The sequence below is a fragment of the Nonomuraea sp. NPDC049607 genome (genome assembly GCF_040675375.1).
Taxonomy (GTDB): domain Bacteria; phylum Actinomycetota; class Actinomycetes; order Streptosporangiales; family Streptosporangiaceae; genus Nonomuraea.
Genome location: NZ_JBFAOV010000006.1, coordinates 1 through 24991, shown reverse-complemented (window position 1 = coordinate 24991; position 24991 = coordinate 1). Strand labels below are relative to the sequence as shown.

Genomic DNA, 24991 nt, shown 5'->3' with positions numbered 1-24991 from the left:
AGGTGGAGGTTGAGCAGACAGCGTTGCCGGGCATCGGGCTTCGGCACGATTTCACCACCCGCGCCGGCCAGCGGGTAGGCATCGTCTCGCACCGCACCGGCCGCCGGGACCTGGTGATCTACGACAAGGACGACCCCGACCGCGCCTGTCAGACGGTCAAGCTGAACGACGAGGAGGCCGACGCCCTGGCCGAGCTCCTCGGCGCCCCCCGGATCGTGCAGCGGCTCAACCAGCTGCACCAGCAGGTCGAGGGCCTGGTCAGCGTCCAGCTCCCGATCCCGTCGGGCTCCCCCTACGCCGGGCGCACCATGGGCGAGGCCCGGGTCAGGACCCGTACCAGCGCCTCCATCGTCGCCGTCGTACGCGGCGGCCAGGTGTTCGCCAGCCCCGGCCCCGACTTCGTCTTCCGCGAGGGCGACGTCGTGGTCGTGGTGGGGAGCGCGGACAGCACCGCGGACGTCGCCGGCATCCTGGCTGACGGGTAGGACCGCGGGTGCACGAAACCGCGGTCATCTTTCTGGAATTCGGTGCTGTTCTTCTGGGTCTGGGGGTTCTGGGCGCGCTCGCGCTGCGCGGCGGCATCTCCCCGATCCCGCTCTATCTGATCGCCGGTCTGGCGTTCGGCACGGGCGGTGTGCTGCCGCTGGCCACCAGCGAGGAGTTCATCTCGGTCGGCGCGGAACTGGGCGTCGTCCTGCTGCTGCTGACGCTCGGTCTGGAGTACAACGCCGACGAGCTGGTCACCAGCCTCACGAGCAACGCGCGGGCCGGGATCGTCGATCTCGTGCTCAACGCCGCCCCCGGCGCGATCTGCGCGTTGCTGCTGGGCTGGGGGCCGGTCGCGGCCGTCGCCATGGCCGGCGTCACGTACGCCACCTCCTCGGGCATCACCGCCAAGGTGCTGTCCGACCTCGGGTGGATCGGTAACAGGGAGACGCCGACGGTGTTGTCCCTGCTGGTGTTCGAGGACCTGACCATGGCGGTCTACCTGCCGGTCCTCACCACGTTGCTGGCGGGCCTGAGCCTGGTCAGCGGGGCCATCTCGGTCGGCATCGCGCTGGGCACGGTGAGCGTCGTGCTCGTCGTGGCGCTGCGGTTCGGGCGCTTCATCGAGGCGTTCGTGTCGAGCCCCAACTCCGAGGTGCTGCTGCTCAAGGTGGTCGGGCTGGCGCTGCTGGTGGCCGGGCTGGCGCAGCAGCTGCAGGTGTCGGCGGCGGTCGGCGCGTTCCTGGTCGGGATCGCGCTGTCGGGGCAGCTCGCGCACGACGCGCAGGCGCTGCTCGCGCCGCTGCGGGACCTGTTCGCGGCGGTGTTCTTCGTGTTCTTCGGGTTCCAGACCGACCCGGCGAAGATCCTCCCGGTGGCGGGGCTGGCCGCGCTGCTGGCGCTGGTCAGCATGGTGACCAAGCTCCTGACGGGCGCGTACGCGGCCAGACGGGCGGGCATCGGCAAGGCCGGTCAGGCACGGGCGGGCATCGCGCTCATCCCGCGCGGTGAGTTCAACATCGTCATCGCGGGCCTGGCGGTGGGCGCCGGCGCCCATCCCGACCTCGGGGCCCTGGCGGCCGCGTACGTGCTGATCCTGGCGGCGTTCGGTCCGCTGGCGGCCAAGCTCGTCCAGCCGCTCATCACGGCCATCGCGAACAAGGCGTGATCCGCTAGTTTGTTCGCATGGCCGACCGCAAGCACGGGGTGCCCGCGCCCCCGATCGAGACGACGATCCACGCCGACGACTGGGACAGGACGGAGATCACCGGTGAGACCTTCCACCGGGTCCTGTTCCAGGGCGTCGACCTGACCGAGCTGGTCGACCAGGGGTCGTCGTTCGAGGAGTGCACGTTCAGGAACGTGCGGCTCAACGTCTCCACGCACGAGGACGCGCGGTTCCTCAACTGCCTCTTCAGCCGGTGCTCGCTGTTCGACGCCACGTTCAAGGGCTGCAAGCTGACCGGCAGCATGTTCGACGGCTGCACCTTCGGGCTGCTGAAGGTCGACGGCGGCGACTGGTCCTACACCGGGCTGCCCGGCGCCGACCTGCGCGGCAGCGCCTTCCACGGCGTCCGGCTGCGCGAGGCCGACCTGACCGGGGCCCGGCTCGCGGGGGCCGAGCTGCGCCGGGCCGACCTGTCGGGGGCCTGGCTGCACGGCGCCGACCTCACCGGGTGCGACCTGCGCGGCAGTGATCTCGGCACGCTCGACCCGCACGCGGTCACCCTCAAGAAGGCGGTCATCGACCCCTTCCAGGCCACGGTCATCGCCGAATCCCTGGGCCTGGAGGTCCGCTCCTGACCCCAGGCCGTGACCGCGGGCGGTTCGGCCGTGGGAGCGGGGTCGGGGATGATGGCGGTGTGCCGATCGCCGATCTCAACGACGCCGAGCGGGCCGTGGCCGCCGCGCTCGCGCACGGCCGCGCGGTCGACCTGCGCGCCGGCGACCCCGCCGCCGACGACCCCGCCGCCGCCGCGTCCTGGGACGCCGGGCGTACGGTCCGGGGCGAGGTGCTGGCCGGGCTGCTGCTCGGGGGGTTCGACGAGCCCGCCGCCAAGCCACGGCTGATCCTGGCGGGGGCGCGGATCACGGGCGTGCTCCAGCTGGCGTTCGCCGAGCTCGCCTTCCCCGTCACCTTCCAGGGCTGCGCCTTCGACGCCGCCCCCGACCTCTACCACGCCCGCACCCGCTTCCTCAGCTTCAGCGGCTCGCTGCTGCCCGGCCTGACCGCCTCGAACGTCCAGGTCGAGGGCAACCTGCGGCTGGCCGGCACCCGCGTCACCGGCGAGTTACGGCTGCCCGGCGGCCGGATCAGCGGCAACCTCGTGCTCAACGGCGCCCACCTGAGCCATCCGGCGGGCACGGCGCTCAACGGCGAGCACCTCGACGTGGCCGGCCACCTGCGCGCCCAGGACGGCTTCGCCTGCGACGGCACGCTCGTCCTGTCCTCCGCCCGCATCGGCGGCGCGGTCGAGCTGGACCGGGCCCGCCTGAACACGCCGGGCGGCACGGCCCTGGAGGCGTCCAACCTGATCGTCCAGGTCGGGCTGTTCGCGCGGAAGGTCGAGGCCGACGGCGAGGTCAGCGTGCGCTTCGCCCGCGTGTCCGGCCCGCTGACGCTGCGCGGCTCGCACATCCGGCGGCCGGGCGGGCTCGCGCTGCGCGCCACCGGGCTGAACGCCGAGGCGGGGCTCTTCCTGGCCGGGCTGACGACCGAGGGCCAGGTGCGCCTCAACCGCTCGGTCATCGTCGGCACCCTCGGCCTGGAGGGCGCGCGGCTGAGCGCCCCCGGCGGGCTGGTGGTCGGCGCCGACGGGATCACCGTGAACGGCTCGCTGCTGGCCTGGCGGGGGCTGCGCGCCGAGGGCGAGTTCAGCCTGCTCGACGCCACGGTCACCGGCCCGGTCCACTTCGAGGGCGCGACCCTGGTCAACCCCGGCGGGGCCGCCCTGTCGGCCAACGGCCTGTCGGTGGGCAAGGTGCTCAACCTCTGCGACGGCTTCTCCGCCCACGGCCGGATCAGGCTGACCAGCGCCCAGATCGGCAGCCGCCTGTGCCTCGACGACGCCACCCTGGCGGCGCCGGGCGAGGTGGCGCTGAAGTGCTGGCGGCTGGAGGTCCGCGAGCTGGCGCTGCGCCCGGCCGCGCCGGTCGAGGGGCTGGTGGACTTACGTTACGCGCGGATCGGCGTCCTGCGGGACGACCCCGGCGGCTGGCCGCGGGCGACGCGCATGGACGGGCTGTCGTACGAGGTGCTCGACCCCATGCTGCCGGCCGCGCGGCGGCTGCGCTGGCTGCGTACCGACGCCGACGGCTACCTGCCGGGCGCCTACGAGCAGCTGGCCTCCATGTACCGGCGGCTCGGCGGCGACGCCGACGCCCGCGAGACCCTGCTGGCCGGTCAGCGGCAGCGCCGCGCGGCCCTCCCCTGGTACGCCCGCTTCTGGGGTCACCTCCAGGACGTCACCGTCGGCTACGGCTTCCGCCCCCTGCGCGCGGCGGCCTGGCTGCTCGCGCTGCTGGCCGCAGGCACGGCCGTGTTCGGGCTCGACGTGCCGCCGCCGCTGAAGGCGGGTGAGGCGCCGCCGTTCCACGCGCTGGTCTACACCCTCGACCTGCTGCTGCCGATCATCGACCTCGGCCAGGAGAAGGCCTACAACCCGCAGGGCGGCGCGCAGTGGCTGGCCTGGGGGCTCATCATGGCCGGCTGGGTGCTGGCCACGACGATCGCCGCCGGCCTGACCCGCTCGCTGCGCCGGACCTGACCCGCGCGGTCTTCCCGGACCGGCCCACGGCGGTCGGCCGCCGTCGGCACAGCGCCCTCGGGCCGGTCAGCACAGTGCCATGGCCGTCTGCCACAGGCTGGGGAGGGCGGCCAGCACGTGGTCGCCGCGGCGGCGCCGGTCGGCGAACGTCGCGGCTCCGAGGTCGGCCAGCAGCTCCTGGAAGCCCTCCTCGTACCCGGGCGGCGCGCCGGCGGCGGCGCGTTTGTCCAGGCAGCGGGCGTATGTGGCGACCAGCCAGAAGACCGCCTCCCGGTGGAGACCGGCGTCGACCAGCTCGCGGCTGCCGTCGATGGCCACCGCCCGCGCCTCCGGCGTGATGTCGGAGGTGAAGCGGTAGGAGGGCGCCCGCAGCCCGGAAGTGGCGTCGAAGACCTTCTCCAGCGCCGCCAGGTGCCGCTCCACCCGCTCGACGGTCATCCGCGCGCAGCCCAGCAGGTCGAGCAGGTGCTCGTGCCAGTCGAGGCGGCCGTGCCCGGCCAGCAGGTCGCGCACGGCGGCGTACCGGCGGCGCACGGTCGGGTTGCGCAGCCCGGCGACCAGCAGGACGTGCGTGGTCACGCCGGTGCCGAACAACCAGGCCGCCACCTGCTCGGGGACGGGCGCGTTCTCGTCCATGGAGTTGATCCAGCCACGCACCCGGTCCATCGCCTGCGTGCAGCGGGCGATGATCCAGGGCCGCTCGGCGAAGTCGCGGGCCACCAGGCGCTGGATCTCGGCCAGCCGCCCGGTCGGGTCGGCCAGCACGCTGGGCAGGTGGAAGCTGCCGGCCAGGTGGTAGTCGCTCAGCACCTCGTGGGTGGTGCCGACGCGGGCGATGCCGGAGACCTCCAGCAGGACGCCCTCGTAGCGGAACTTGCCGATCGCGGGCGGCGGGTCGGCGACCACCATCACGTCCACGTCGGAGGTGGGGCCCAGCTCCGTGCCCGGGGCCGCCCACAGCGTGGACCCGGTCAGGAACGCCCCTTCGAACCCCGGCAGGCCGACGCCCTCGTCGAGCACCCACTGCCGCGCGAGCTGCCTGGCCCGCTCAACCAGCATCCACGTCCTCCCGGTCAGGGCCTCGGCGCGCACCCCTGATCAGGAGGAACGCGCCCAGCACGACGAGCACCGCCAGCCCGCCCCAGATCCAGCCGGGGACGCCCGTCGCGGCGGGCGGTTCCTCGACGGTCGAGGGCGCCGCTGCCGGTTGCGAAACTGATCCTTTCATGACGAACGGGATTTCGCCTTCGATCGGATGTCCGTCCGAGGACACGACACGCCAGGCGATCACGTACGAACCGGGCGCGGGCGGGCGGGGCACGTCGGCGAACACCTTGGGCCCGTCGAGCCGGGGCTTGCCGACCTCGACGGCCTTGCCCGCCGCGTCGTGCAGCACGACGAACGGGAACTGGACGTGGGCGTTGAACTCCAGCTCGATCTGCTCCAGCGTGGCGAGCTGGGCGTTCTTGGCCGGCGAGCTGCTCTTCAGCGCGTCGTGGGCGAGCGCCGCGGTGGACGGCAGCACCGCCAGGAGGGCGGCGCAGGCGAGCGAGGCCAGGCGGACGGGCCAGGAGGACTTCATGGAGACTCCGATGCGGACGGCCGGACCGGCGCCGGGGCGCCGTCCGGGCACGGACAGGCGGGAGAACGCGTCGTGAGCGGACGCGGGACTTCAGCGGAGGCGGAGCCGCCGGGGTGGTCCTCGCCGGGTGAGCGTGCGGCAGGCGATCCTGCCCGTCGGAGTGGGGACGTCGGCGTGCGCCGGGGGACGCCGCGGCGGGATCGTCACCTCGACCGGCGCGAGGAGCAGCAGGCCGATGACCGGAGGCGGCGCGGCGTACAGGCGGATCATGAGCCACAGCGCGCGCTCGCCGCGGTACAGCCACCACGCCGTCAGCGCCGCCACGGTGAGGTGGACCAGCGCCATGGCGGGCGCGGGATGGCCGTGCCCGGCGGCGGGGCCGGCGGCGGGCGCGAGGTGTTCGAAGAGCTGGTGCAGCACGAGCTGGGTGACCGTGGTGGCGGCCAGGACGGCCGCGGGGCCGCGCTCGCGCCCGTCGATCAGGACGGCGGCGGCGAGGGCGGCCAGCACCCCCAGCGCGCAGCCCCACAGCGGGACGGCCCCGCCCCCGGCCAGCAGGTGCCCCGCCGCGGACACGAAACCGCAGACCGTCGCGAACACGACGGCCCGCGACAGGCGCAGCCAGACTGACGCGGCGGTCACAGCCGCCATCCTTACACAACCGCCACACTTCCGAAGCGGCGCATTCGGCGCGCGCCACAGGGGGCAGCGGACTCTGATGGACTTCGCCCGAGGCGATGGGCCGGATCTGGAAGTCGTGGTCCGGCAGGAACTGACCGATGCGGGCTTCGGCGTCGAACCGTCCCCGATGCCGGTCGACGGCGGTCTGACCGTCTGGCTCGACCCGTCCCGGGGTGTGGTGGTCGTCTGGGGTCCGGCAGGCACTACGACGGCCGCCCGCCTGGTGAAGTACGAGACCATCCGCACCGCGGTCCTGCTCGCGCTGCGGATGGTCCTGGCCGGGGCCGGCCATGAGATCCGGGAGGATCAGGAGGGGCTGGAACTGGTGGTCACCTCCTGAGGGGCGCGCAGCGGCGCTCCGACGGCGTGCAGGTGGCGCATGGCCTGGGCCCACGACTCGACGAGCCCGCACTCGGCGTACTCGACGCCCAGCTCGCGGCAGTACTCGCGGACGACGGGCCGGGCGCGGCGCAGGTTGGCCGACGGCATGCCGGGGAACAGGTGGTGCTCGATCTGGTAGTTGAGCCCGCCGAGCGCGACGTTCATCAGCCGGCCGCCGCGCACGTTCCTGGAGGTCAGCACCTGGCGGCGGAGGAAGTCCAGGGAGTCCTCGGCGGTGAGCACCGGCATGCCCTTGTGGTTGGGGGCGAACGTGCACCCCAGGTAGACGCCGTAGCACGCCTGGTGCATGGCGAGGAAGACGAGCGCCTTGCCGGGCGGCAGCACCGCGAACACCCCGGCCAGGTAGGCCAGGTTGTGCGCGACCAGCAGCAGCCCCTCGGTACGGCCGCCCTTCACCCTGGGCAGCGCGCGGAAGCCGGCCACCTTCAGGTTCAGCCCCTCAAGGGTGAGCAGCGGGAAGAACAGGAACGCCTGCCAGCGGCCGATGAAACGGGGCAGCCCGCGGCTGACCTCGGCCTGCCGCCGCGACCAGATGAGGATGTCGGGCGCGACGTCGGGGTCGTGGTCCTCGTGGTTGGGGTTGGCGTGGTGGCGGGTGTGCTTGTCCATCCACCAGCCGTAGCTGAGCCCGACGGTCAGGTTGCCGACCAGCAGCCCGGCGATCCTGCTCCGGCGCCGCGACCGGAACACCTGGCCGTGCGCCAGGTCGTGGGCCAGCAGCGTGACCTGGGCGAAGGCGACGGCCAGCAGCGCCGCGACGCCGAGCTGCCACCAGGAGTCGCCGACCGTGGCGAACAGCGTCCACCCTCCGGCGAACAGGGCGGCCACCAGGCCGATCCTGATCACGTAGTAGGCGGGCCGCCGCTCCATCAGCCCCGCCTGGGCGATGCGGCGCGACAGGTGCGCGAAGTCGCTCCCCCGGGACGCGGCGCGAGGGGTTTCCACCACGGTCAAGGTTCTCTCCGATGCTGACGATGCCGGTCTGATCACTCATCAGCATCGCGGCGGCGGCGCTCCGGCGGACCCCCGCTGTCACCCTTCCTCGTGGTGGTGCAGGCCCTACCATCGGGGGCCGCCGCCGGGGCGGGCGGTCAGCGGTAGTAGCCCTCCAGCGGGGCGGTGGCCTCGGCGTACAGCGCCGGGCCGTCCTGGGGCACGTGCGGCCAGCCGGGGCCGGGTTTGAGGCCGGCGAGCTGCTCGTTCGACAGGGCGTACACCACGCGGCCGAGGCCGGAGCGTTCGATGGCGCCCGCGCACATGCCGCACGGCTGGCAGCTCGTGTACATGGTGGTGGCCGCCGCGGTGCCGGGGTCCAGCTCGCGGGCGGCCCAGCGGGCGAGCTTCAGCTCGGGGTGGGCGGAGATGTCGCGGTCGCCGAGGACCGTGTTGTGCTCCTCGGCCAGCACGTCGCCGCCGGGGCCGACCAGCAGCGAGCCGAAGGGGGCCTCGCCGCCCGCGCGGGCGCGGGCGGCGAGCTCGATGGCCCGGCGCAGGAAGGTCTCGTCATCGGGTGTCATGGTCGTCCTCCTTGGACGGGTCGCGGGGGTCGCGGGGGTCGCGGGGGTCGAGGTCCCAGTGGTCGGCGACGGTGGCGAGCGCGTGCCAGGCCGTCTGGGGGTGCAGCGTCTCGGCGGGGTCCCCGGCGAACGGGTCGAGCACGACGGTGTCGGCGCCGAGCAGCCGCAGCTCGTCGAGGTCGGCCAGGACCTGGTCGAGGGTGCCCTCCCCGGCGTGGCGGCGGGGGCCGGTGACCGGCTCGGCGGTCAGGCGCAGGAGGATGCGGGGGGCGAACGCGGGCGCCGGGCGTCCCAGCTCGTCCGCGGTGTCCGCCAGCCGCCCGGCGGCCTCCCGCAGCCAGGGCAGGGTGTTGCGCAGGGGGTGCCACGCCTGGCCGAGCCGTACGGCGCGGCGCAGGCCGGCCTCGCCGTTGCCGCCCACCCAGAAGGGGATCGGCCCGGCGCGGTAGTCGTCGGCGGCCGACCAGGCGGCGCGCATGGCCTGGAGGTGGTCGTCGGTCAGCCGTCCGCGCCGCTCGAACGGCACCCCGAGCGCGTCGAACTCCTGCCGCGCCCAGCCGACGCCGACGCCGAGCACCAGCCGCCCGCCGCTGAACCGGTCGAGGTTGGCCGCCATCCTGGCCATGACCAGGGGATTCCGGTACGGCACGATGAGCACCGAGGTGCCGATCCTGATCCGCGTGGTGATCCCGGCCAGCCAGGCGAGCGTGGTGAACGGCTCGTAGAAGGGGGGCGGGTACTGCTCGGCGACGTCGGGCGTGATCGCGACGTGGTCGGAGATCATCAGCAGGTCGTAGCCGAGGGACTCGGCGGTCAGCGCCCATCGTCGCAGCGTGGCGGGGTCGGTGCCGGGCCCGAAGTTCGGTACGTTCACGCCGATTCTCATGACACCGAGGCTATCCAGGCCGTCCTGCCCGGCTGAAGGCCCTGCTCACGGCGTACGGCGGGGTTCGCCGGGGATCTGCCGGTATATTCGCCGGATGGCCGAGGATCTCGACGAGACCGACTGGGCGATCCTGGTGGAGCTCCAGCGCGAGGGCCGGGTGCCCCTGACCGAGCTGGGCCGCCGGGTCAATCTCAGCGCCTCGGCGACGACCGAGCGGGTCAGGCGGCTGGAGGCGCTGGGCGTCATCGCCGGCTACCGGGCCGAGGTCGACCTGGGCAAGGTGGGGTTCGGCGTGCTGGCCGTCGTGCGCCTGAAGTACCCCGGCAGCCGGCACGAGCCGCTGCGCCGCCTGCTGGGCGAGCGTCCGGAGATCCTTGAGTGCCTGCGCACCACGGGCGAGGACTGCTACACGCTGAAGGTCGCCGCGGGCTCGATGCCGCACCTCGAACGGGTCATCGACGAGCTGGCCCGGTTCGGCGGCACCACGACCAACATCGTCTACAGCCAGACCCTGCCCTACCGGGGCCCGGCCGCGCCGCCCGCCGGACTCTGACCCGGCGGGGGCGCGGTGACCTCCTCCGGAGGCCGGAGGGGGTCAGATCGGCTGGAGCGCGGGGGTCGTGCGCGGGGCGGCCTCGTCGCCGTAGATGTGCAGGTCGGCGCGGAAGGCCCGCAGGTACGCCCGCCGGTCGTGGAAGGTGGTGGCCAGGGCGTCGCCGTAGTCGATGAGCTGGCGGTGCGCCTGGCGGCGCGGCTCGTAGCGGGCCTGGAGCAGCTTGTCGAGCAGCGGCAGGTCGCCGTCGGCCGCGGAGATGACGTCGGCCAGGATCTCGGCGTCGTACAGGGTGTAGCTCATGCCCATGCCGGTCATGGGGTGGCAGGCGAAGGCGGCCGAGCCGAGCAGCGCGGCGTTGCCCCGGTGGTACGCCCCCACCCGCAACGACGAGACCTTGATCGGCTGCCAGGCGGCGGCCTGGAGGGAGCCGAAGGCGTCGGTGCTGTCGGTGACGAAGCCCTTCAGCATGTCGGGCAGGCTGGTGGCGCCCCGGCCGAAGACCTCGTCGTCCTGCTCGGGGGGCAGGCCGACGAACACCCGGGCCTGGTCCCGGTCAAGCGGGTAGAGGTAGGCCAGCCAGCCGCCGGAGCTGAAGTAGAGCCGGTTGAGCTGGGCGACGCTGGCGCTCAGCGGCACGGTGGCCACCCGCATCAGCAGCCGGTCGTACGGCATGGCGACCTGGTCGATGTCGAGCGCCCGGCGCACGGCCGACTTGGTGCCGTCGGCGCCCACGACCACGTCGGCGCGCAGCCGGCCGCCGTCGGACAGCGTCAGCAGCTCGATGCGGTCGCCGTCGCGTTCGACGTGCTCGATGGCGGCGTCGAAGACGAACTCGACGCCCTCCATCGCGCAGCAGGCGTAGATGAGCTCGACCAGCTCGCGGTAGGGGCGGATGAGGAAGCCGCCGTCGGGGAAGCGGCACTCCCTGATCGGCTCGCCGTCGTGGTAGTAGCGGATGAGGTCGCGCCGCAGGCCGTGGCGCTCGACGAGCTCGGCCAGCCCGTGGCGGGCCAGCACCCGCAGGCCGGGGGGCTTGAGGAAGTCGGCGCCCGCGCTCGGGATCGAGGGTCCCTGCTCGATGACGACGACGCGCTGTCCGCGGCGGCGCAGCAGCAGTGCGAGGAAGCAGCCGCCGAGCCCGGCGCCGACGATGGCCACGTCGCACGATGTGGTTGCCATGACGAGAGCCCTTCTTGAGGTTGAACTAGACGTGCGTGGTTCCGTAGGTCTCCGAGCTCTCGGCGGCCCGGGGCCTCGGGATGTGATCCCTGGGGGTCGTGCGGGTCTCGGCAGGCAGCAGCGCGTCGGCCTCCGCCGCGACGGTGGCGAGGGTCATGCGCAACTCCAGCAGCAGCCGGCGCGGCACCTTGATCATGTCGTCGCCCGGGTCGGTCCGCAGCCGGGTGATCTTGGTGAGGGCGATGGCCCCGATGAACACCGAGATGGCCACGCACATGGCGAGCGCGCCGGCCAGCCCGGCCAGCGGGCCGGTGAGGATGAACGGGTGGTCGATGACGAGGGACACCACGGCGATGCCGACGGCCCCGCCGACCATCCGGGCCATGGTGGCCGCGCCCACGGCGGAGGCGTACTGGCTGGGGTGGGCGGCCAGGGTGGTGGCCACGGAGGTGCCCGGCGCCAGCGCGCCGACGCCCATGCCGACCACGACGCTGGCGATCAGGCCCCACACGGTCGGCCCGGACTGGGTCAGCACGAGCACGCACGCGCCGCCGCAGAGCAGCGAGCCGGCGTAGATGAGGCCGTACGCGCCGATGTGCTTGAGCAGCTTGCCGGCCAGGTAGCTGGTCACGACGACGGCCACCGAGGTGGGCGTCAGCCACATGGCCACCTCCAGCATCGGGTAGCCCAGGTGCAGCAGGTACAGCGGCTGCACGGTGAGCAGCCCGTACGACAGGGCGCCGAAGAACCAGGTGGCCAGCCAGCCCCAGACGAACTTGCGCTGCCGCCACAGCGCCAGGTCGATGGCGGGCAGGCGGTGGTGCCTGGCCTGGGCCAGCGCGCCGCCGAGCAGCGCGAGGGCCGCGACGGCCAGCCACACGACGTCCAGGCCCCAGGCCATGGCCTTGGAGATGGCCAGCACGATCACCGCGATCCCGGCGGCCAGCAGCCACGCGCCGAGCACGTCCGGCACGCCCTTGGCCGTGGTGCGCCTGCCGGACGGCAGAGCGGCGCAGGCGATCAGCAGCGCGATGCCGATGACGACGTCGGGCACGAACAGGGCGCGCCAGTCGACGGTGGCGGCCAGCCAGCCGCCGCCGGCCTGCATGAGCAGGCAGCCGAGCCCGGAGGCCGAGCTCCACAGGGCGATCGCGCCCCGGCGCTGCGACTCGGGCAGTTCGCCGAGCAGCAGCCCCAGGCTGGCCGGGATCATCGCCGCCGCGCCCGCGCCCTGCACCGCCCGCGCGGCCAGCACGAACGACCAGGACGACGCAGCCACGGTGGCGACCCCGCCGGCCACGAACACCACCAGCCCGAACGCCAGCACCCGGCGGCGGCCGAACAGGTCGGCCCAGCGCCCGGCCGTGGCCAGCAGCGCGGCGATCGGGATGAAGGCGGCGCTGGTCAGCCAGACCAGGTCGCCGAGCGGCATGCCGGCGCCCGCGGGGGTGTAACGCAGCACGCCGACGGCCAGGGTGGTGGCCGTGGTGTCGGCCATCACGGTCAGCATCACGCCCGCGCCGACCAGCCGCAGCATGACGGCGTGACGGCGGGTCACGCCGGTTCCTCTGACGGCCACTGGTGTCTCACGCACTCGGTCCTCCTCACAGGAAAGCCTCGGGTTCCACGCCGGCCGGCACACTCCGGTGGTGCGACCGGCGTGGTGGTGGTTCGGGTCAGGCGCCGTAACGGCCGGGGGAGATCAGGCCGTCCGGGTCGAGAGCGGTCTTGAGCCGGTGGAGCATGCCGAGGCCGGCGGTGCTGGTCTCGGACCAGACGTCGGCGGCGGCGTGGTCGATGTCGGAGCGGTATATGGCGCAGCCGTTGCCGCGCAGCAGGTTGCCCGCTTCGTTGCGGAGCTGGTGGGCGCGGTGGGCGGCGTCGGGGTCGGCGCCGTCGAAGAAGATCTGGATGACGGCGTTGGCCATGTGCGGGCTGACCAGGTTCCACTCCACCATCAGGCCGCTGCCGTAGGTGTCGACCGCGGACTGGAGGGCGTCCATGATGCGCTCGGTCCTGGCGGCGTGCAGCGGCATCAGCGGCAGCAGCACGAGGAAGCCCATGCGGCCGGCGTCGATCTGCTCGCACGACGTGACGCCGAGCGCGTTGCGCACGCCCTGGCAGGTCGGGATGCCCTGGGCGGTGAGCGCCCTGGTGTAGAGCGGGTCGTCGGGGCCGACCGCGGCGGCGTCGAGCACGCGCAGCGTCTCGCCGCCCTCGACCTCGATGAGCGCCTTGCGCAGCATCTCCTCGGCCAGCTCGACGGCGGCGTCGGTGCCGAGCAGCGGCCCGAGGACGGTGAACTTGCCGGTGTCCACGCCCGCCGGCAGCAGCCAGCCGTTGTCGCGGGCGGGCGCGAGGGCGAGCTCGCGGATCCGCATGAGCCCGTCGGCGGGGTTGCCGCGGCGCAGGAACCCGGCCATCGCGCCGATCGCGGCGCCGATCTGGTCGCGCCGGATGCGCGCGTGCACGAGCCCGATCGTCTCCGGACGCGGTACCAGCGCGACGGCCATGGCGGTGACGACGCCCAGGTTGTGCTGGACGAACGCGGCCGTCAGGTCGGGCCCGGCCACCCGGCCGTGGTAGACGCCGGTGGGGTCGAGCCCGCCGGTGGTGATCACGCTGCCGTCGGCCAGCACGACCTCCAGGCCGGCCATGTCGTGGACCCGGGAGCGGAAGCAGCCGTCGCCGCGTTCGAGGGCGTTGCCGATGACGGAGGTGTCGGCGCAGGAGGCCGTCACGTTGAGCATCCAGGGGGTGTCCCGCAGCGCCTCGGCGAGCTGGGCCTGGGTCACACCGGGCTCGATGACGGCGTGGCCGGTCTCCAGGTCGAGGCCGCGGATGCGGTTCATCTGGCTGAGGTCGACGACGACGTTGTCCTCGGTGACCGGCAGCGCGGAGCCCATGCCCCAGTTCCTGCCGGTGCTGACCGGGTAGAGGCGGCTCTTGCTCACCATGGCCCGGCGGACGAGGGCGCGTACCTCGTCCAGGGTGTGCGGGGTCTCGGTGCCCGCCAGCGAACGCGGTCGGTGGGCGCCCACGTCACGCGGCCGCAGTTCCACTCGCGATAGTCCCTGCATGGCTCTCCTCGGGGGATGCGATATCACGTCAGGCGGTGTGCTGGAGGAGGTCGTCGATGGAGCCGATGGCCTGGGTGGACATCTCCCTGATCTCACGCAGCCGCTGCTCGGTGAACGCCTCGAAGGGCGCCGGCGGGACGGCCGTGGGGGCGGGGAAGTCGAGTGAGCCGCGCGGCGCGGCCTGCACGGGCACCTCGTGCGGGCCGTAGGGGTGGCGGCGGGCGCGGGTGCGTTCGGTGTCGGATGACTCGTGCCGGACGAGCGCGGGCAGATGCGGTGGGGTTCGCATGACGGGAGCTCTCCTACAGGGTTCGTACGGGTTGTGCGTGCTGCCGCCCGCCGTGGAGCGGCACCTGGGTCGTCACGTGCCCTCCTGGTGGCCGGAGCGGGGGATGACGGCCGTGGGGGTCGCCCTCGGCACGCCGTGGTTGATGACGCTCGCGGCGATCCGGCGCTCGGTCAGCCCCATGTGCGGACGGGGCACGCCGGCCGGCCGTACGGTGGCCGTGCCGCGGATGATCGAGCTGGCGTGCACCCACCGGCGGGTCTCGGCCAGCACCTCGCGCTGTGCCCTGGGCAGGTCGCCGTGGGCTGAGTAGTGCTCGCAGACGGCCCACGCGAGGGCGCGGGCCATGATCAGGTGTTCTTCGCAGGCCGTGGCCACCTTCGACTCCAGCCCGACCACCTGGGCCAGGAGGAGTTGCAGGTGGGCCAGGCCCGAGCTGCGGTCGAACCCGTCGAGCTCGGCCAGCCGGGCCGGCCAGCGCAGCCGCCGCTCGACGGCGGCGCGGGTGGCGGCGGCGACCTCGGCCGCGGTGCGGCCCCGCGGGTCCTCGCCCTCCAGTTGCACGGCCCGCTGCGCGGTGTGCTCGAAGTCGCCCAGCCGCTTCAGGCCGCTCTGCAGCAGCCGGATGCGGTTGTGCAGGCAGGCGGCGCTCCAGCCGAGCACCAGCAGCCGGTCGCTGTCGGCCTCGCAGTGCCAGCCGACGAGGCTGACCTCGCGGGCCATGCGGTGGTGCAGCACCCATGACTCGCGCGGGTCGACGTGGACGGGGGCGTCGATCCACACCTGCAGGCCGCCGGGCGGCAGCTCGCCGACGCCGACCTCGACCCCTTCGGGGGCCACCCTGGCGCAGATGCGCTGGACGACCTTCTGCTGCGCCGCCGTCTCCGGCGCCACCGGCGCCGGGTCCGCCTCCCAGACCGGCGGCACGCGCTCGGGGGCGACTCGCGCCCTGGGCTCGATGCTCATCTGAGGCCACCTCCAGACCCGAGGGTCCCTGCTACGTAAATTGCCACTTAATCCTGCAGCTCCGATCCTCGGCTCACGCCCCGTCGCTGTCAACTGACACTTAACGAATACCTATGGGAACCGCTGTTGGCAACCCTGGGACGCAGGTGAACGAAGGGACGCGAGCAAATGAACAGGGGCTGAAGGGGGCAGAGATAAGGCAGAGCCCTCGCCCGTCGCGAGGCGGCCGCGCACGAGCGGCGACGACAGAGAGGAGTGCCCGGTGGCGATGCCCAGAGCCGCGCTGGCGGCGGTGTTCCTGGCCGCCGGCCTGCCCGCGGTCCACGGGGTGGCGCACGCCCCGGAGACGTTCTGCCGCCTGCCGGAGTTCACCGGCAAGTCGGTTCCGGAGGGGCCTTACCTGACCGACACTGATGTCTCACCGCGCTGGATTTATCCGTATCCGACGCCGGCCGAGCGCGAGCCGTCGTCGGAGCAGCGGCTCGACTTCGCCGGGTTCCCGAGCGTGGCGGCCCTCGACACGGTGGGCCGGGGCGGCGCGCCGGTGCGCAAGCTCCTCGTCACCTACGCCACGAACGTGGACAAGGTCGTCACCCTCTCCAGCGAGTCGGCGACCTCCGAGGACGGCGGCGTCACGTTCGGCGCGAGCAACCGGACCCCGCTGCGGGAGGCGCCGATCGAGCTGCGCGACGGCACGCTGCTCGCCCTGGAGTACTACCTGCGGCGCTCCGGGCCGGGCACCGCCAAGCTCGGCGTGCTCTCCTCCCGCTCGCCCGACAGCGAGAGCTGGGTGCGCTGGGAGGCGACGGTCTCCTCGCCGGACGCCGAGGCCGCCGGCGGCGCCGCGCACGGCCTGCCGATCCAGCTCGCCGACGGCACGATCCTGTTCACGGCCTACATCCGCCAGGGCGAGTCCGAGACCTACCAGCCGGAGGTGTTCGCCAGCGACGACGGCGGCCGCACGTTCGCCCGGCGCGGCGTGATCGCCCCTCCCCAGGCGCCCTTCGTCTACAACGAGACCGCCCTCGCCCAGACGCTCGACGGCTCCCTGCTGGCGGTGCTGCGCAGGGACGGCGAGCCCCCCTCCACGCTGCACCAGAGCCGCTCGTCCGACGGCGGCCGCACCTGGTCGCCGGTCCGGCCGCTGCGCATCGACGGCCAGGACTGCCTGGTGCGCGGCGTGGCGCCGCGGCTGCTGCTCATGCCCGACGGCGTGCTCGTGCTCAGCGCCGGGCGTCCGCACAACTGGCTGGCGGTCGCCCCCGACGGGATCGGCGAGGAGTGGCGGCAGCAGACGGTGACGTACCGCAACAGCGACGGCGTGCGGGACGTGCACGGCTCCTCCGGCTACACCGCCGTGGCCGCGATCGGCCCGCACCGGCTGATCCAGGTGTTCGACAACTGCAAGCTCCCCGGTGTGAGCCCCGACGGGCTGCTCAACGAGTCGGCCTGCCCGGCTCACGGCAAGTTCGAGAACGGCGGCTGGTACGCCATCAAGCGCCGCCTGTTCACCGTCACCGCCCCCGGCCCCGACCTGATCGACCTGGCGGGCCTGTACCACCGGGGCTCGCTCACGGTGGACACCGACATGCGCTGGACCGCCGCCGGCCGCCGGCGCACCGGCCCGGTGGGCGCCTTCGACGGCAGCACCGACTACTGGTCCAGCGCCGTCGCCGCCGGCCCCGGCCGGTACGTCCTGCACCTCGACCGCCCGTACGCGATCAACCGCGTCGGCATCAGCCTGCGCCCCGGGCACGCGGCCGGCGCCCGCGTGTACGTCTCCGCCGACGGCCGCACCTGGGGCGAGCCCGTCGTCACCATCGAGGACCGGACCGACTACGCCATGCGCTACCACACGGTGGCCCGCACCGGCGCGCACGTCATGATCGTCACCGAGCCGACCGACGACTGCGACGCCGAGATCGGCGACTCCTGCAGCATGCTGAACGAACTCGAACTCTACGGACGGTGACACCGGGCGGGAATTTCGCATTATCAGGCGGGCCGAAAAAGCGCCGCCCCCGGGAAATGTGACGCCGGATCCCGTGAAAGGGACCGGCCGTTTATCGTGGCCGGAATTTCCCTGTCGGACGGCTCGGTACTGTGACTTGCGTTCCTCTCTGCCCGCCTTCCGGCCCGCCACGGTGACGAATGGTGACGCACGGCCGGACCGATGCTCCGGAGAGCCGAGACATTGCCGCCCTACTCCCCCGGCGCCGAGGCGCCGCCGTGCGCCTGATCCCCTCCCGTCCCTTCGACAGCGCCGCCGTGTGCGGCGTGGCGGGCACCGTCATGCTGCTGTGCGCCGCCGAGGCGGCCGGCCGTCTCGGGCTGGTCTCCCAGCTGGAGCTGCCGCTCGTCTCGGCGGTGCTGGTCACCGCCGCCGGGCTCGCCGCCGACCCCGCCTTCCTGGCCGACGTGCTGGCCACGTGCGGCGCGTGGGCGCTCGGCCTGCTGACCGCCGTGGCGGTGGCCGTGCCCGCCGGGCTGCTGCTGGGCAGCGTGCCGCCGGTCGAGCGGGCCCTGCGTCCCGTGCTGGAGTTCCTGCGGCCCATCCCCTCGGTGGCGCTCATCCCCCTGGCCGCGTTCGTCTTCACCGGCCGGCTGGAGACGGAGGTCGCGATGATCGTGTACGCCGCCACCTGGCCCGTCCTGCTCAACACCATGTACGGCCTGCGCGAGGTCGACCCGCTGGCCAAGGAGACGATGCGGGCCTTCGGGTTCGGCCCGCCGGCCGTGCTGTGGCGGGTCAGCCTGCCGAGCGCGGCCCCGTTCGTGGCGACCGGCGTACGGGTGGCCGCGGCCATCGCCCTGATCCTGGCCGTCAGCACCGAGCTGCTGGCCGGGACGAGCGGCATCGGGCACTTCATCATCGTGGCCGAGAGCAGCCCGGACGGGCTGCGGCTGACCATCGCCGCCACCCTGTGGGCCGGCGCGCTCGGCCTGCTCACCAACACGCTGCTCGCCCACGCCTCCCGGCGGCTGCTGCGCTGGCACACGGCCCTGACGGGAGCGGCCCGGTGATCAGGTCCCTGGCACGGCTGTGGGCCGTCCCGGTCGTCGTGGCCCTCTGGGAGCTGGCCACCAGGGCGGCGGGCAACCCCTACTTCCCGCCGCCGTCCACGATCGCGCTGCGCCTGGGCGACCTGTGGATCAGCCGGGCGGCCCTGGACGACCTCTCCCGCAGCCTGGGCCGGCTGCTGACCGGGTGGGTGGTGGCCGGCGTCGCGGGTGTGGCGGCCGGGGTCGCCATGGGCCGTTCGCCGTTGCTGGCCAGGTTCGTGGACCCGGCCGTGCAGTTCTGCCGGGCGCTGCCGCCGCCGGCGCTGCTGCCGGTGTTCCTGGCGCTGTTCTCGACCGGCACGCTCATGCAGGTCGCGACCATCGCGTGCGGCATCGTCTGGCCGGTGCTGATCAACGCCGCCGACGGCGCCCGCAACGTCGACCGGCTGCACCTGGACACCGCGCGGGTCTTCAGGCTGTCGGCCGGTCAGCGCCTGCTGCGGGTCGTGCTGCCGTCGGCGGCCCCGAAGATCCTGGCCGGGTTGCGGCTCAGCCTGTCGCTCGCGCTGATCCTCATGGTCATCGCCGAGTTCTTCGCCACCGACGGCGTCGGTTTCCGATTGCGCGCGGCGCAGCGTTCCTTCGACCTGCCGGGCATGTGGGCCGCCGTCACCGTGCTCGGCGTTCTCGGATATCTGCTGAATCAGGTGTTCCTGATGGTCGAACGCCGGATGGTGGCGAATTATGGCGCGTCCGAATAAAGCCGCCCGGGAATGAAGGCGATTACTCGGCGGCTGTTCCTCTCGCGTTTCCCCGGCACGCTTTCGTTCACGAACCCACTCCTTGGAGCGTTCATGCGTCTGTTACTCGCGGCGGTCGCCCTCGCCCTCGCCATGACCGGGTGCGGCGGGGCGGACCCCCGGCCGTCGTCCGGCGGGCCGGAGAAACCCGTGCTCAACCTCGGCATGCTGGCCCTTCCCGAGGTCGCCCCCATACAGATCGCCATCGACAAGGGCTACTTCGCGGCGGAGGGCCTGACCGTCAAGCCCGTCGTGATCCAGGGCGGGGCCGCCGCGATGCCCGACCTGATCAGCGGCAAGCTGGACGTCCTGCACAGCAACTACGTCTCGGCGATGTTGGCCGCCTCGCGCGGCGTGGGCCGGTTGAAGGTCGTCGGCGAGGCGTACGTGGCCAAGCCCGGCAACTTCGTCCTCATGACGAGCAAGGACTCGCCCGTCACGGAACTGGCCGACCTCAAGGGCAGGAAGGTGGGCGTCAACACCCTCGGCAACGTCGCCACCCTGGCCGTGAGCGCGCTGCTCAAGCCCGCCGGCGTGACACCCGCCGACATCACCTTCGTCGAACGGCCGTTCCCGCAGATGGCCGGCGCCCTGGCCAACGGGGACGTGGACGCGGCCGTCCTGCCCGAGCCGTTCTGGCAGACCGCGGCCGCCACGAACGGCGCCCGCTCCCTGTCGGACCTGTTCACCGGGGCGACCGCCGACTTCCCGATGGCGGGCTACCTGACCACCGAGGGCTTCGCGGCCGACAATCCGCGCACGGTGGCCGCCTTCCAGCGCGGCCTGCGCAAGGCGGTGGACCTGGCGATCGCCGACCCGGCCCAGGCCAAGGCCGCGCTGCTGAAGTACACCAAGATCGACAAGGCCACGGCCGACCGGATGGCGCTGGGCGGCTACTCCACCGCCGTCGACAAGGCCCGGCTGCAGCGCGTGGCCGACCTCATGCTCCAGTTCAAGGGCAGCGGCTACCTGGAGGCGCCGTTCGACGTCTCCGCCCTGCTCCTGCCCGGAGGCTCCTCATGACGGGGTTCGCGGCGGGGCGTCCGAGGCGGGTGGTCATCGCCGGAGCGGGCATCGCCGGGCTCACCGCGGCCCTGTCCCTGCACGCCGCGGGCATCACCGACGTGACCGTGCGCGAGGCGGTCAAGGACGTCCGCCCGCTCGGCGTGGGCATCAACCTGCTGCCGCACGCCGTGCGCGAGCTCGTCGAACTGGGCCTGGGCGAGCGCCTGGCCCGCATCGGCGTCGAGACGGCCGACCTGACCTTCGTCACCCGGCGCGGGCAGCGCATCTGGTCCGAGCCGCGCGGCCGGGCCGCGGGCCACGCCTGGCCGCAGTACTCGATCCACCGCGGCCGATTACAGCTCATGCTCCTGGACGCCGTACGCGAGCGCCTGGGCCCGGACGCCGTGCTGACCGGCTCCCCCGTCACCGGGCTCGACCACGACGGCGACCTGCTCGTCGGCGCCGACGGCATCCGCTCCGCCGTCAGGGCCGCGCTGTTCCCCGGCGAGGGCGACCCGCTCTGGGGCGGTCACGTGCTGTGGCGCGGCACGTCCCGCGCCCGGCCGTTCCTGACCGGCCGATCCATGATCATGGCGGGGGACGGCACGCAGAAGATCGTCATCTATCCGATCGCGCCGCCGGACCCCGACGGCACCCAGCTCATCAACTGGGCCATCCAGCACCGGGCCCCCGAGACCACGCCCCGGGGCGACTGGAACCGCGAGGTCGAGATCGCCAAGTTCCTCCACCACGTGGCGGACGTGCGCTCCGACGCCCTCGACATCCCCGCCCTCATCGCCTCGGCCGACCAGGCGTACGAGTACCCGCTCGTGGACCGGGACCCGCTGCCGCGCTGGTCGTCGGGGACGGTGACGCTGATGGGCGACGCCGCGCACCCGATGTACCCGACCGGGTCCAACGGCGGCACGCAGGCCGTCATCGACGCCCGCGTGCTGGCCTACGCCCTGGCCACCGGTCAGGGGCTGGAGTTCTACGAGAGCCGGCGGCGGCCGGTCACGAACCAGATCGTGCTGGCCAACCGGGAGGACGGGCCCGAGGTCGTCCTGAAGCTGGTGCACGAACGCGCCCCGGACGGGTTCGCCGACATCGAGGAGGTCGTCCCCCGGGACACGCTGGAGAAGATCTCGCTGCACTACCAGCAGCTCGCAGGCTTCGAGCCCGCCGTCCTGAACGCCCGCCCGAGCTGGTCGGTCCCCCCGGACACCGGCCGGGGCTGAGCGGGGCCGGCGGCGGGCGCGTGGTGGGCATGTGGTGGACCTGGTGGGCGTGGTGAGGCGGGGGCGCGTGGGCGCCCCCGCACGGGACCCGGAAGGGCCTCCTACCGCTTCGGCGGGAGGTCGTCCCCGCGGTTGCGGGTGTGCTCGCGCGCGTTGCCGTCCTCGTCGACCTCCAGGCGTTCCCTCCTGACCTGGCCCTCGACGGTCTCCTCGTGCTGGACGGTCTCCTTGTGCACGCGGATGTGCTCGACCGGCCTGGTCTCCTTGCCGATCACCGGCCGCTCCTCGTGCAGGGTGATCTGCTGCTCGTCCTCGCCGATCTCGTACGTGCCGGGCTGGCCGTCCCTGATGGGCTCGCGCTCGATCACGACCTCCTCGTGCGAGAGCGGCACCCTTTCCTGGACGTTCTCCGTCTCGACGTACTTGCGCAGCCGGACGTGCCCGGTCTCGCGGCTCTCCTTGCCGACGCGCAGCCGTTCCTCGGACGTGGTCATGTCGATGTCGCGGTCGCCCACGTCCCGGCCGCGCAGCTTGCCCGGCTGTCCGGTCGGGACCGCCTGGCCCGTCTGTCCGGTCATGCCGGTGCGCCCGCCGCGCTCCTCGGCCGTCCGCGACTCCCCCATGGGCCGCTGGGCCTGCCGCTCCCCCGCGGCGGGCGAGCGCTGGGACGGGATGGTGGACGGCTGCATCCCGTAGTACCGGTAGAGCTCGGCCTCCTCCTCCAGGGAGAGGCGGCCGTCCACGTCGATGTTGGGCGCGCCCTTGATCATCTCCTTGTCGAAGGGGACCCTGATCTCGTCCCCGGCGCGGCGGGCGTTGGCCAGCGGCACGAAGGTCTGCCTCATGCCGAAGAACCCCGTGCGAACCGTGACCCACTCCGGCTCGCCGGTGCGGTCACTGAGGTAGACCTGGCCCACCTTGCCGATCGAATGTCCGTCCGACCCGATCACATGGCACTCGAGCAGGCTTCGGATCTCTGTTTGCATAGCCACGACGATCCCCCCGATTGTTCGTCCTGGTTCAAACAGGACAAATACCCCAGAATGTCGCATATGCACACATGGGTCGGCCAGTCTTTGCCATAAACGGTCTAGGGCGAAGGCACGCCGCGGCCCTGCCGGGAGCCCTCGTAGGCGGCCCGCCGCAGCCGGGCCGTCCATCCGGCCGGACGCAGGCAGGGATGGCTGTTGAGCACCGGGTCGAACGTCAGGTCCTCGCCGGGCAGCGCGGTGTGCAGGCGCAGGCGGGCGAGGTAGCGGCCACCGGCCCACAGATGGAACAGCAGCGGGCCGCGGGCCAGCGCGCCGGGCAGCAGCGCGGGGTCGGCGGGCACGCGCTCACCCTCGGGGCGGGCGACCAGCCGGTACCGTCCGGTTCCGTACACGTAGGGCGTCAGGGTGGAGTACGGTCCCGACGTGAAGGTGCGGCGCGGCACCGGCAGGCCGCCCACGCCGGTGGACAGCAGCAGATCGACCCCGTTGGGCAGCCGCACGGCCAGCCCCAGCACGTCGGGCAGCCGTCCCGGCAGGGACAGCCCCTTGGACAGCCGGGCCCGCACCTCGTGCTCGCCCGGCTCACCCAGCGGCGCCGCCTCGACCGTCAGCGTGCCCGCCAGGAGCAGGCCGCGCCGGTGCAGCGCCCGGCCGTGCCGGAGCCCGGCCACCTCGCGCGCGGCGGCGCGGGCCAGGGAGGCGACCGCGTCCGGCACGCCCGCGCCTTCAGGCGGCGCGGGCGTCTCCGCCGGTCCTGCGCCTTCAGGCATCGCGGGCACCTCCACCGGTCCCGCGCCTTCAGGCATCGCGGGCACCTCCACCGGTCCCGCGCCTTCAGGCATCGCGGGCGTCTCCGTCAGTCCTGCGCCTTCTTCAGCGCCTTCAGGTGCTCCTCCAGCGTCGGGGTCGCGGACTCGGCCAGGGCCACCACCGCCGGCGAGGAGCCCTTGGAGATCTCCTCCTTGGTGGCCTCGATCGCCGTCTTGTGGGCCTTGAGCATGCTCGCGACGAACTCCTTGTCGAACTCCTTGCCCTTGGCGTCCTGCAGGCGCTTGGCCATGGCGGCCTGCTCGGACGTCAGTCCGGTGGGAAGCTGGATGGCGAGCTGGCTCGCGGTCTGGGTCACCTTCTTGTCGAACTGGGTGTGGTCGTCGACCAGCATCCGGCCGATCGACTTGACCTGGTCGGTGGCACCCTTCTTCTCGGCCAGGCGGCCCGCCTCGATCTCGGCCAGGTTGCCCCGGTGGATGGTCGCCATCCAGGTCCTGTCCTGCTCGGACGGCTGAGCGTCGGTCCGCGGCGCCAGCCCCGCGGTGTTGGTGGTGGCGCTTTCGCCGCACCCTGACAGGGCGACGACGGCCGCGGCGGCCAGCAGCATGGTCAGACGAGTACGCATAAGTTTTCCTATGACATGGTGATACATCTCCGTCACAGAGCGTAACCATGCGGTCGCGACTTCCCCCTCAGGCGCGCCGCGCCATATGCCGGTCAGGCGGCGAGGGGGTCGCTGTCGCGCTCCTCCGCCGGGAGCCGTCATCATGTGACGGACGCGACAAGAGTGCGAGGAGAAGAATGACGCCACCGGCCCGTTCACCGGAGCAGCGCAAGCAGGACACGCTCGACCGGCTCGAACACGACGTCGACGCCTGGGTGGCCACGGCGGGCGACGGCGGCCCGTACATGACGCCGCTGTCGTTCCTGTGGGACGGGCACACGCTGCTGCTGTCCACCGCGGACGCCACGCCCACCGGCCGGAACCTGCTGGCCGGCGGCACCGTCCGGCTCGGCCTGGGCCTGACCAGGGACGTCGTCCTGATCGAAGGCACGGTGACCGCGCAACCGGCCGGCACGATCCCGGACGACATCGGCGACGCGTTCGCGGTCAAGACCGGGTTCGACCCGCGTGAGTCGCGCGGCCCGTACACCTACTTCCGGGTGACGCCGGTGCTGGTGCAGGCGTGGCGCGAGGTCAACGAGCTGGCGGGCCGCGACCTCATGCTCGACGGCAAGTGGACCGTCTGACCGGAACCCTCATCACGACGACGAGCCCGGCCCCCGAAGGTAAAGAAAACACCAAGGAGGGTTGGGTCCCGGCATCGGGGGAATGGCAGGCAACTCTCTGTACGTCGACCGTGAGGAGGAGCCGTAGTGCTCACCCTGACAGCCAACGCAGCCCAGGCGATTCGCGACCTGACCGCGTCCGCGCCGGAACCCGCGCAGGGCGGGATCCGCATCTCGTCGCAGGGCGACGGCGCGAATTCGCTCACCCTTTCCCTGGCCACGGCCCCGGAGCCGGCGGACGAGGTCGTCGAGACCGAGGGCGCCCGGGTCTACCTCGACCCCGTGGCCGCCACCGTGCTGGACGACAAGGCCCTGGACGCCGGGGCCGACGCGCAAGGGAGCGTGTCGTTCATGGTGACGCCGCAGGCGGTGTGACGGGAGCCGCCGTACCGGCGGTCACCCCGGGTCGGCGGGCACCCCCCGGGTCACCCCGCCCGGAGCGTGTGGAGGGAGCGGGCCAGCTCCTCGGTCGGGTTGCCGGACCCCCCCACGTGGCCCGTCCAC

The 24991-nt window shown here is 73.1% G+C and carries 27 protein-coding genes; 13 read left to right on the top strand and 14 right to left on the bottom strand.

The window, feature by feature from the left end; all coding sequences use genetic code 11:
• Positions 1–2 precede the first annotated feature (2 nt).
• Genes AB0J97_RS13955 through AB0J97_RS13940 form a run of 4 tightly spaced genes read left to right on the top strand, consistent with a single transcriptional unit; the run spans position 3 to position 4253 of the window.
• The gene (locus AB0J97_RS13955) at positions 3–485 is read left to right on the top strand and encodes a cation:proton antiporter regulatory subunit (RefSeq protein ID WP_352351134.1); all 483 of its coding nucleotides are present in this window, start codon (positions 3–5) and stop codon (positions 483–485) included.
• An 8-nt stretch (positions 486–493) separates the two neighbouring features.
• Positions 494–1654 (top strand): cation:proton antiporter, encoded by a 1161-nt coding sequence (locus AB0J97_RS13950; protein ID WP_352329071.1) that lies wholly within the window; start codon positions 494–496, stop codon positions 1652–1654.
• 17 nt (positions 1655–1671) lie between these two features.
• The gene (locus tag AB0J97_RS13945; protein WP_364088109.1) at positions 1672–2289 is read left to right on the top strand and encodes a pentapeptide repeat-containing protein; all 618 of its coding nucleotides are present in this window, start codon (positions 1672–1674) and stop codon (positions 2287–2289) included.
• A 59-nt stretch (positions 2290–2348) separates the two neighbouring features.
• Positions 2349–4253: a hypothetical protein gene (locus AB0J97_RS13940; protein WP_364088107.1), complete on the top strand. Its 1905-nt coding sequence runs from the start codon at positions 2349–2351 to the stop codon at positions 4251–4253.
• Positions 4254–4319: 66 nt separating this feature from the next.
• Here the strand turns inward: AB0J97_RS13940 and AB0J97_RS13935 are convergent, their stop codons facing one another.
• From AB0J97_RS13935 to AB0J97_RS13925, 3 genes are all read right to left on the bottom strand, one after another.
• Positions 4320–5312 carry a hypothetical protein gene (locus AB0J97_RS13935; protein ID WP_364088105.1) on the bottom strand — a complete coding sequence of 331 codons (993 nt, stop codon included), beginning with the start codon at positions 5310–5312 and terminating at the stop codon, positions 4320–4322.
• Positions 5302–5835: a copper resistance CopC family protein gene (locus AB0J97_RS13930; protein ID WP_364088102.1), complete on the bottom strand. Its 534-nt coding sequence runs from the start codon at positions 5833–5835 to the stop codon at positions 5302–5304. Before AB0J97_RS13930 ends, AB0J97_RS13935 begins: the two co-directional genes overlap by 11 nt.
• Positions 5836–5925: 90 nt before the next feature.
• On the bottom strand, positions 5926–6477 hold the full coding sequence (locus tag AB0J97_RS13925; RefSeq protein WP_364088100.1) for a hypothetical protein: 552 nt from the start codon (positions 6475–6477) through the stop codon (positions 5926–5928).
• Positions 6478–6553: 76 nt separating this feature from the next.
• Here AB0J97_RS13925 and AB0J97_RS13920 point away from each other — a divergent pair, with 76 nt between their 5' ends.
• Entirely contained in the window at positions 6554–6856 is a 303-nt protein-coding gene (locus tag AB0J97_RS13920) for a hypothetical protein (protein WP_364088098.1), read from the top strand.
• On the opposite strand, the gene AB0J97_RS13915 is transcribed toward AB0J97_RS13920, so the two are convergent.
• From AB0J97_RS13915 to AB0J97_RS13905, 3 genes are all read right to left on the bottom strand, one after another.
• Positions 6823–7788 (bottom strand): acyl-CoA desaturase, encoded by a 966-nt coding sequence (locus tag AB0J97_RS13915; RefSeq protein WP_364088784.1) that lies wholly within the window; start codon positions 7786–7788, stop codon positions 6823–6825. The two genes, AB0J97_RS13920 and AB0J97_RS13915, sit on opposite strands and share 34 nt — an antisense overlap.
• 221 nt (positions 7789–8009) lie before the next feature.
• Positions 8010–8435 (bottom strand): nucleoside deaminase, encoded by a 426-nt coding sequence (locus tag AB0J97_RS13910; RefSeq protein WP_357706518.1) that lies wholly within the window; start codon positions 8433–8435, stop codon positions 8010–8012.
• Complete coding sequence (locus AB0J97_RS13905; protein ID WP_364088096.1) at positions 8422–9321, bottom strand: LLM class flavin-dependent oxidoreductase; 900 nt, start codon at positions 9319–9321, stop codon at positions 8422–8424. Before AB0J97_RS13905 ends, AB0J97_RS13910 begins: the two co-directional genes overlap by 14 nt.
• A 94-nt stretch (positions 9322–9415) precedes the next feature.
• Between AB0J97_RS13905 and AB0J97_RS13900 the strand changes: the two genes are divergently transcribed.
• Positions 9416–9874 carry an Lrp/AsnC family transcriptional regulator gene (locus tag AB0J97_RS13900; protein WP_357706523.1) on the top strand — a complete coding sequence of 153 codons (459 nt, stop codon included), beginning with the start codon at positions 9416–9418 and terminating at the stop codon, positions 9872–9874.
• A gap of 42 nt (positions 9875–9916) precedes the next feature.
• Here the strand turns inward: AB0J97_RS13900 and AB0J97_RS13895 are convergent, their stop codons facing one another.
• From AB0J97_RS13895 to AB0J97_RS13875, 5 genes are all read right to left on the bottom strand, one after another.
• The gene (locus AB0J97_RS13895; RefSeq protein WP_357706525.1) at positions 9917–11056 is read right to left on the bottom strand and encodes an FAD-dependent oxidoreductase; all 1140 of its coding nucleotides are present in this window, start codon (positions 11054–11056) and stop codon (positions 9917–9919) included.
• A gap of 25 nt (positions 11057–11081) precedes the next feature.
• Positions 11082–12650, bottom strand: a complete 1569-nt coding sequence (locus tag AB0J97_RS13890; protein WP_357706528.1) for an MFS transporter — start codon at positions 12648–12650, stop codon at positions 11082–11084.
• An 82-nt stretch (positions 12651–12732) separates the two neighbouring features.
• Positions 12733–14136 (bottom strand): FAD-binding oxidoreductase, encoded by a 1404-nt coding sequence (locus AB0J97_RS13885; protein ID WP_364088092.1) that lies wholly within the window; start codon positions 14134–14136, stop codon positions 12733–12735.
• 28 nt (positions 14137–14164) lie between these two features.
• Positions 14165–14425, bottom strand: a complete 261-nt coding sequence (locus tag AB0J97_RS13880; protein WP_357706531.1) for a hypothetical protein — start codon at positions 14423–14425, stop codon at positions 14165–14167.
• Between the two features lie 72 nt (positions 14426–14497).
• Entirely contained in the window at positions 14498–15388 is an 891-nt protein-coding gene (locus AB0J97_RS13875; RefSeq protein ID WP_357706533.1) for a hypothetical protein, read from the bottom strand.
• A 268-nt stretch (positions 15389–15656) separates the two neighbouring features.
• Between AB0J97_RS13875 and AB0J97_RS13870 the strand changes: the two genes are divergently transcribed.
• The 5 genes from AB0J97_RS13870 to AB0J97_RS13850 all read left to right on the top strand — a co-directional run bounded on the left by AB0J97_RS13870 (position 15657) and on the right by AB0J97_RS13850 (position 21434).
• Entirely contained in the window at positions 15657–17360 is a 1704-nt protein-coding gene (locus tag AB0J97_RS13870) for an exo-alpha-sialidase (protein ID WP_364088781.1), read from the top strand.
• 257 nt (positions 17361–17617) lie between these two features.
• On the top strand, positions 17618–18412 hold the full coding sequence (locus AB0J97_RS13865; protein ID WP_364088089.1) for an ABC transporter permease subunit: 795 nt from the start codon (positions 17618–17620) through the stop codon (positions 18410–18412).
• The gene (locus AB0J97_RS13860) at positions 18409–19152 is read left to right on the top strand and encodes an ABC transporter permease (RefSeq protein ID WP_364088087.1); all 744 of its coding nucleotides are present in this window, start codon (positions 18409–18411) and stop codon (positions 19150–19152) included. Before AB0J97_RS13865 ends, AB0J97_RS13860 begins: the two co-directional genes overlap by 4 nt.
• Positions 19153–19245: 93 nt before the next feature.
• Complete coding sequence (locus tag AB0J97_RS13855; protein WP_364088085.1) at positions 19246–20214, top strand: ABC transporter substrate-binding protein; 969 nt, start codon at positions 19246–19248, stop codon at positions 20212–20214.
• Positions 20211–21434, top strand: a complete 1224-nt coding sequence (locus AB0J97_RS13850; protein WP_364088083.1) for a flavin-dependent oxidoreductase — start codon at positions 20211–20213, stop codon at positions 21432–21434. Before AB0J97_RS13855 ends, AB0J97_RS13850 begins: the two co-directional genes overlap by 4 nt.
• A 101-nt stretch (positions 21435–21535) precedes the next feature.
• On the opposite strand, the gene AB0J97_RS13845 is transcribed toward AB0J97_RS13850, so the two are convergent.
• From AB0J97_RS13845 to AB0J97_RS13835, 3 genes are all read right to left on the bottom strand, one after another.
• On the bottom strand, positions 21536–22420 hold the full coding sequence (locus tag AB0J97_RS13845; RefSeq protein WP_364088081.1) for a PRC and DUF2382 domain-containing protein: 885 nt from the start codon (positions 22418–22420) through the stop codon (positions 21536–21538).
• Positions 22421–22524: 104 nt separating this feature from the next.
• Positions 22525–23196, bottom strand: coding sequence for a hypothetical protein (locus AB0J97_RS13840; protein WP_364088079.1), 672 nt, complete (start codon positions 23194–23196; stop codon positions 22525–22527).
• A gap of 86 nt (positions 23197–23282) precedes the next feature.
• The gene (locus tag AB0J97_RS13835; protein ID WP_364088077.1) at positions 23283–23822 is read right to left on the bottom strand and encodes a DUF4142 domain-containing protein; all 540 of its coding nucleotides are present in this window, start codon (positions 23820–23822) and stop codon (positions 23283–23285) included.
• 176 nt (positions 23823–23998) lie between these two features.
• Between AB0J97_RS13835 and AB0J97_RS13830 the strand changes: the two genes are divergently transcribed.
• Both AB0J97_RS13830 and AB0J97_RS13825 read left to right on the top strand, forming a co-directional pair.
• A complete protein-coding gene (locus tag AB0J97_RS13830; protein WP_364088075.1) occupies positions 23999–24448 on the top strand; it encodes a pyridoxamine 5'-phosphate oxidase family protein in 450 nt (149 codons plus the stop codon).
• A gap of 126 nt (positions 24449–24574) precedes the next feature.
• Positions 24575–24862 (top strand): Fe-S cluster assembly protein HesB, encoded by a 288-nt coding sequence (locus tag AB0J97_RS13825; protein WP_357706551.1) that lies wholly within the window; start codon positions 24575–24577, stop codon positions 24860–24862.
• The last annotated feature ends 129 nt before the right edge of the window (positions 24863–24991 follow it).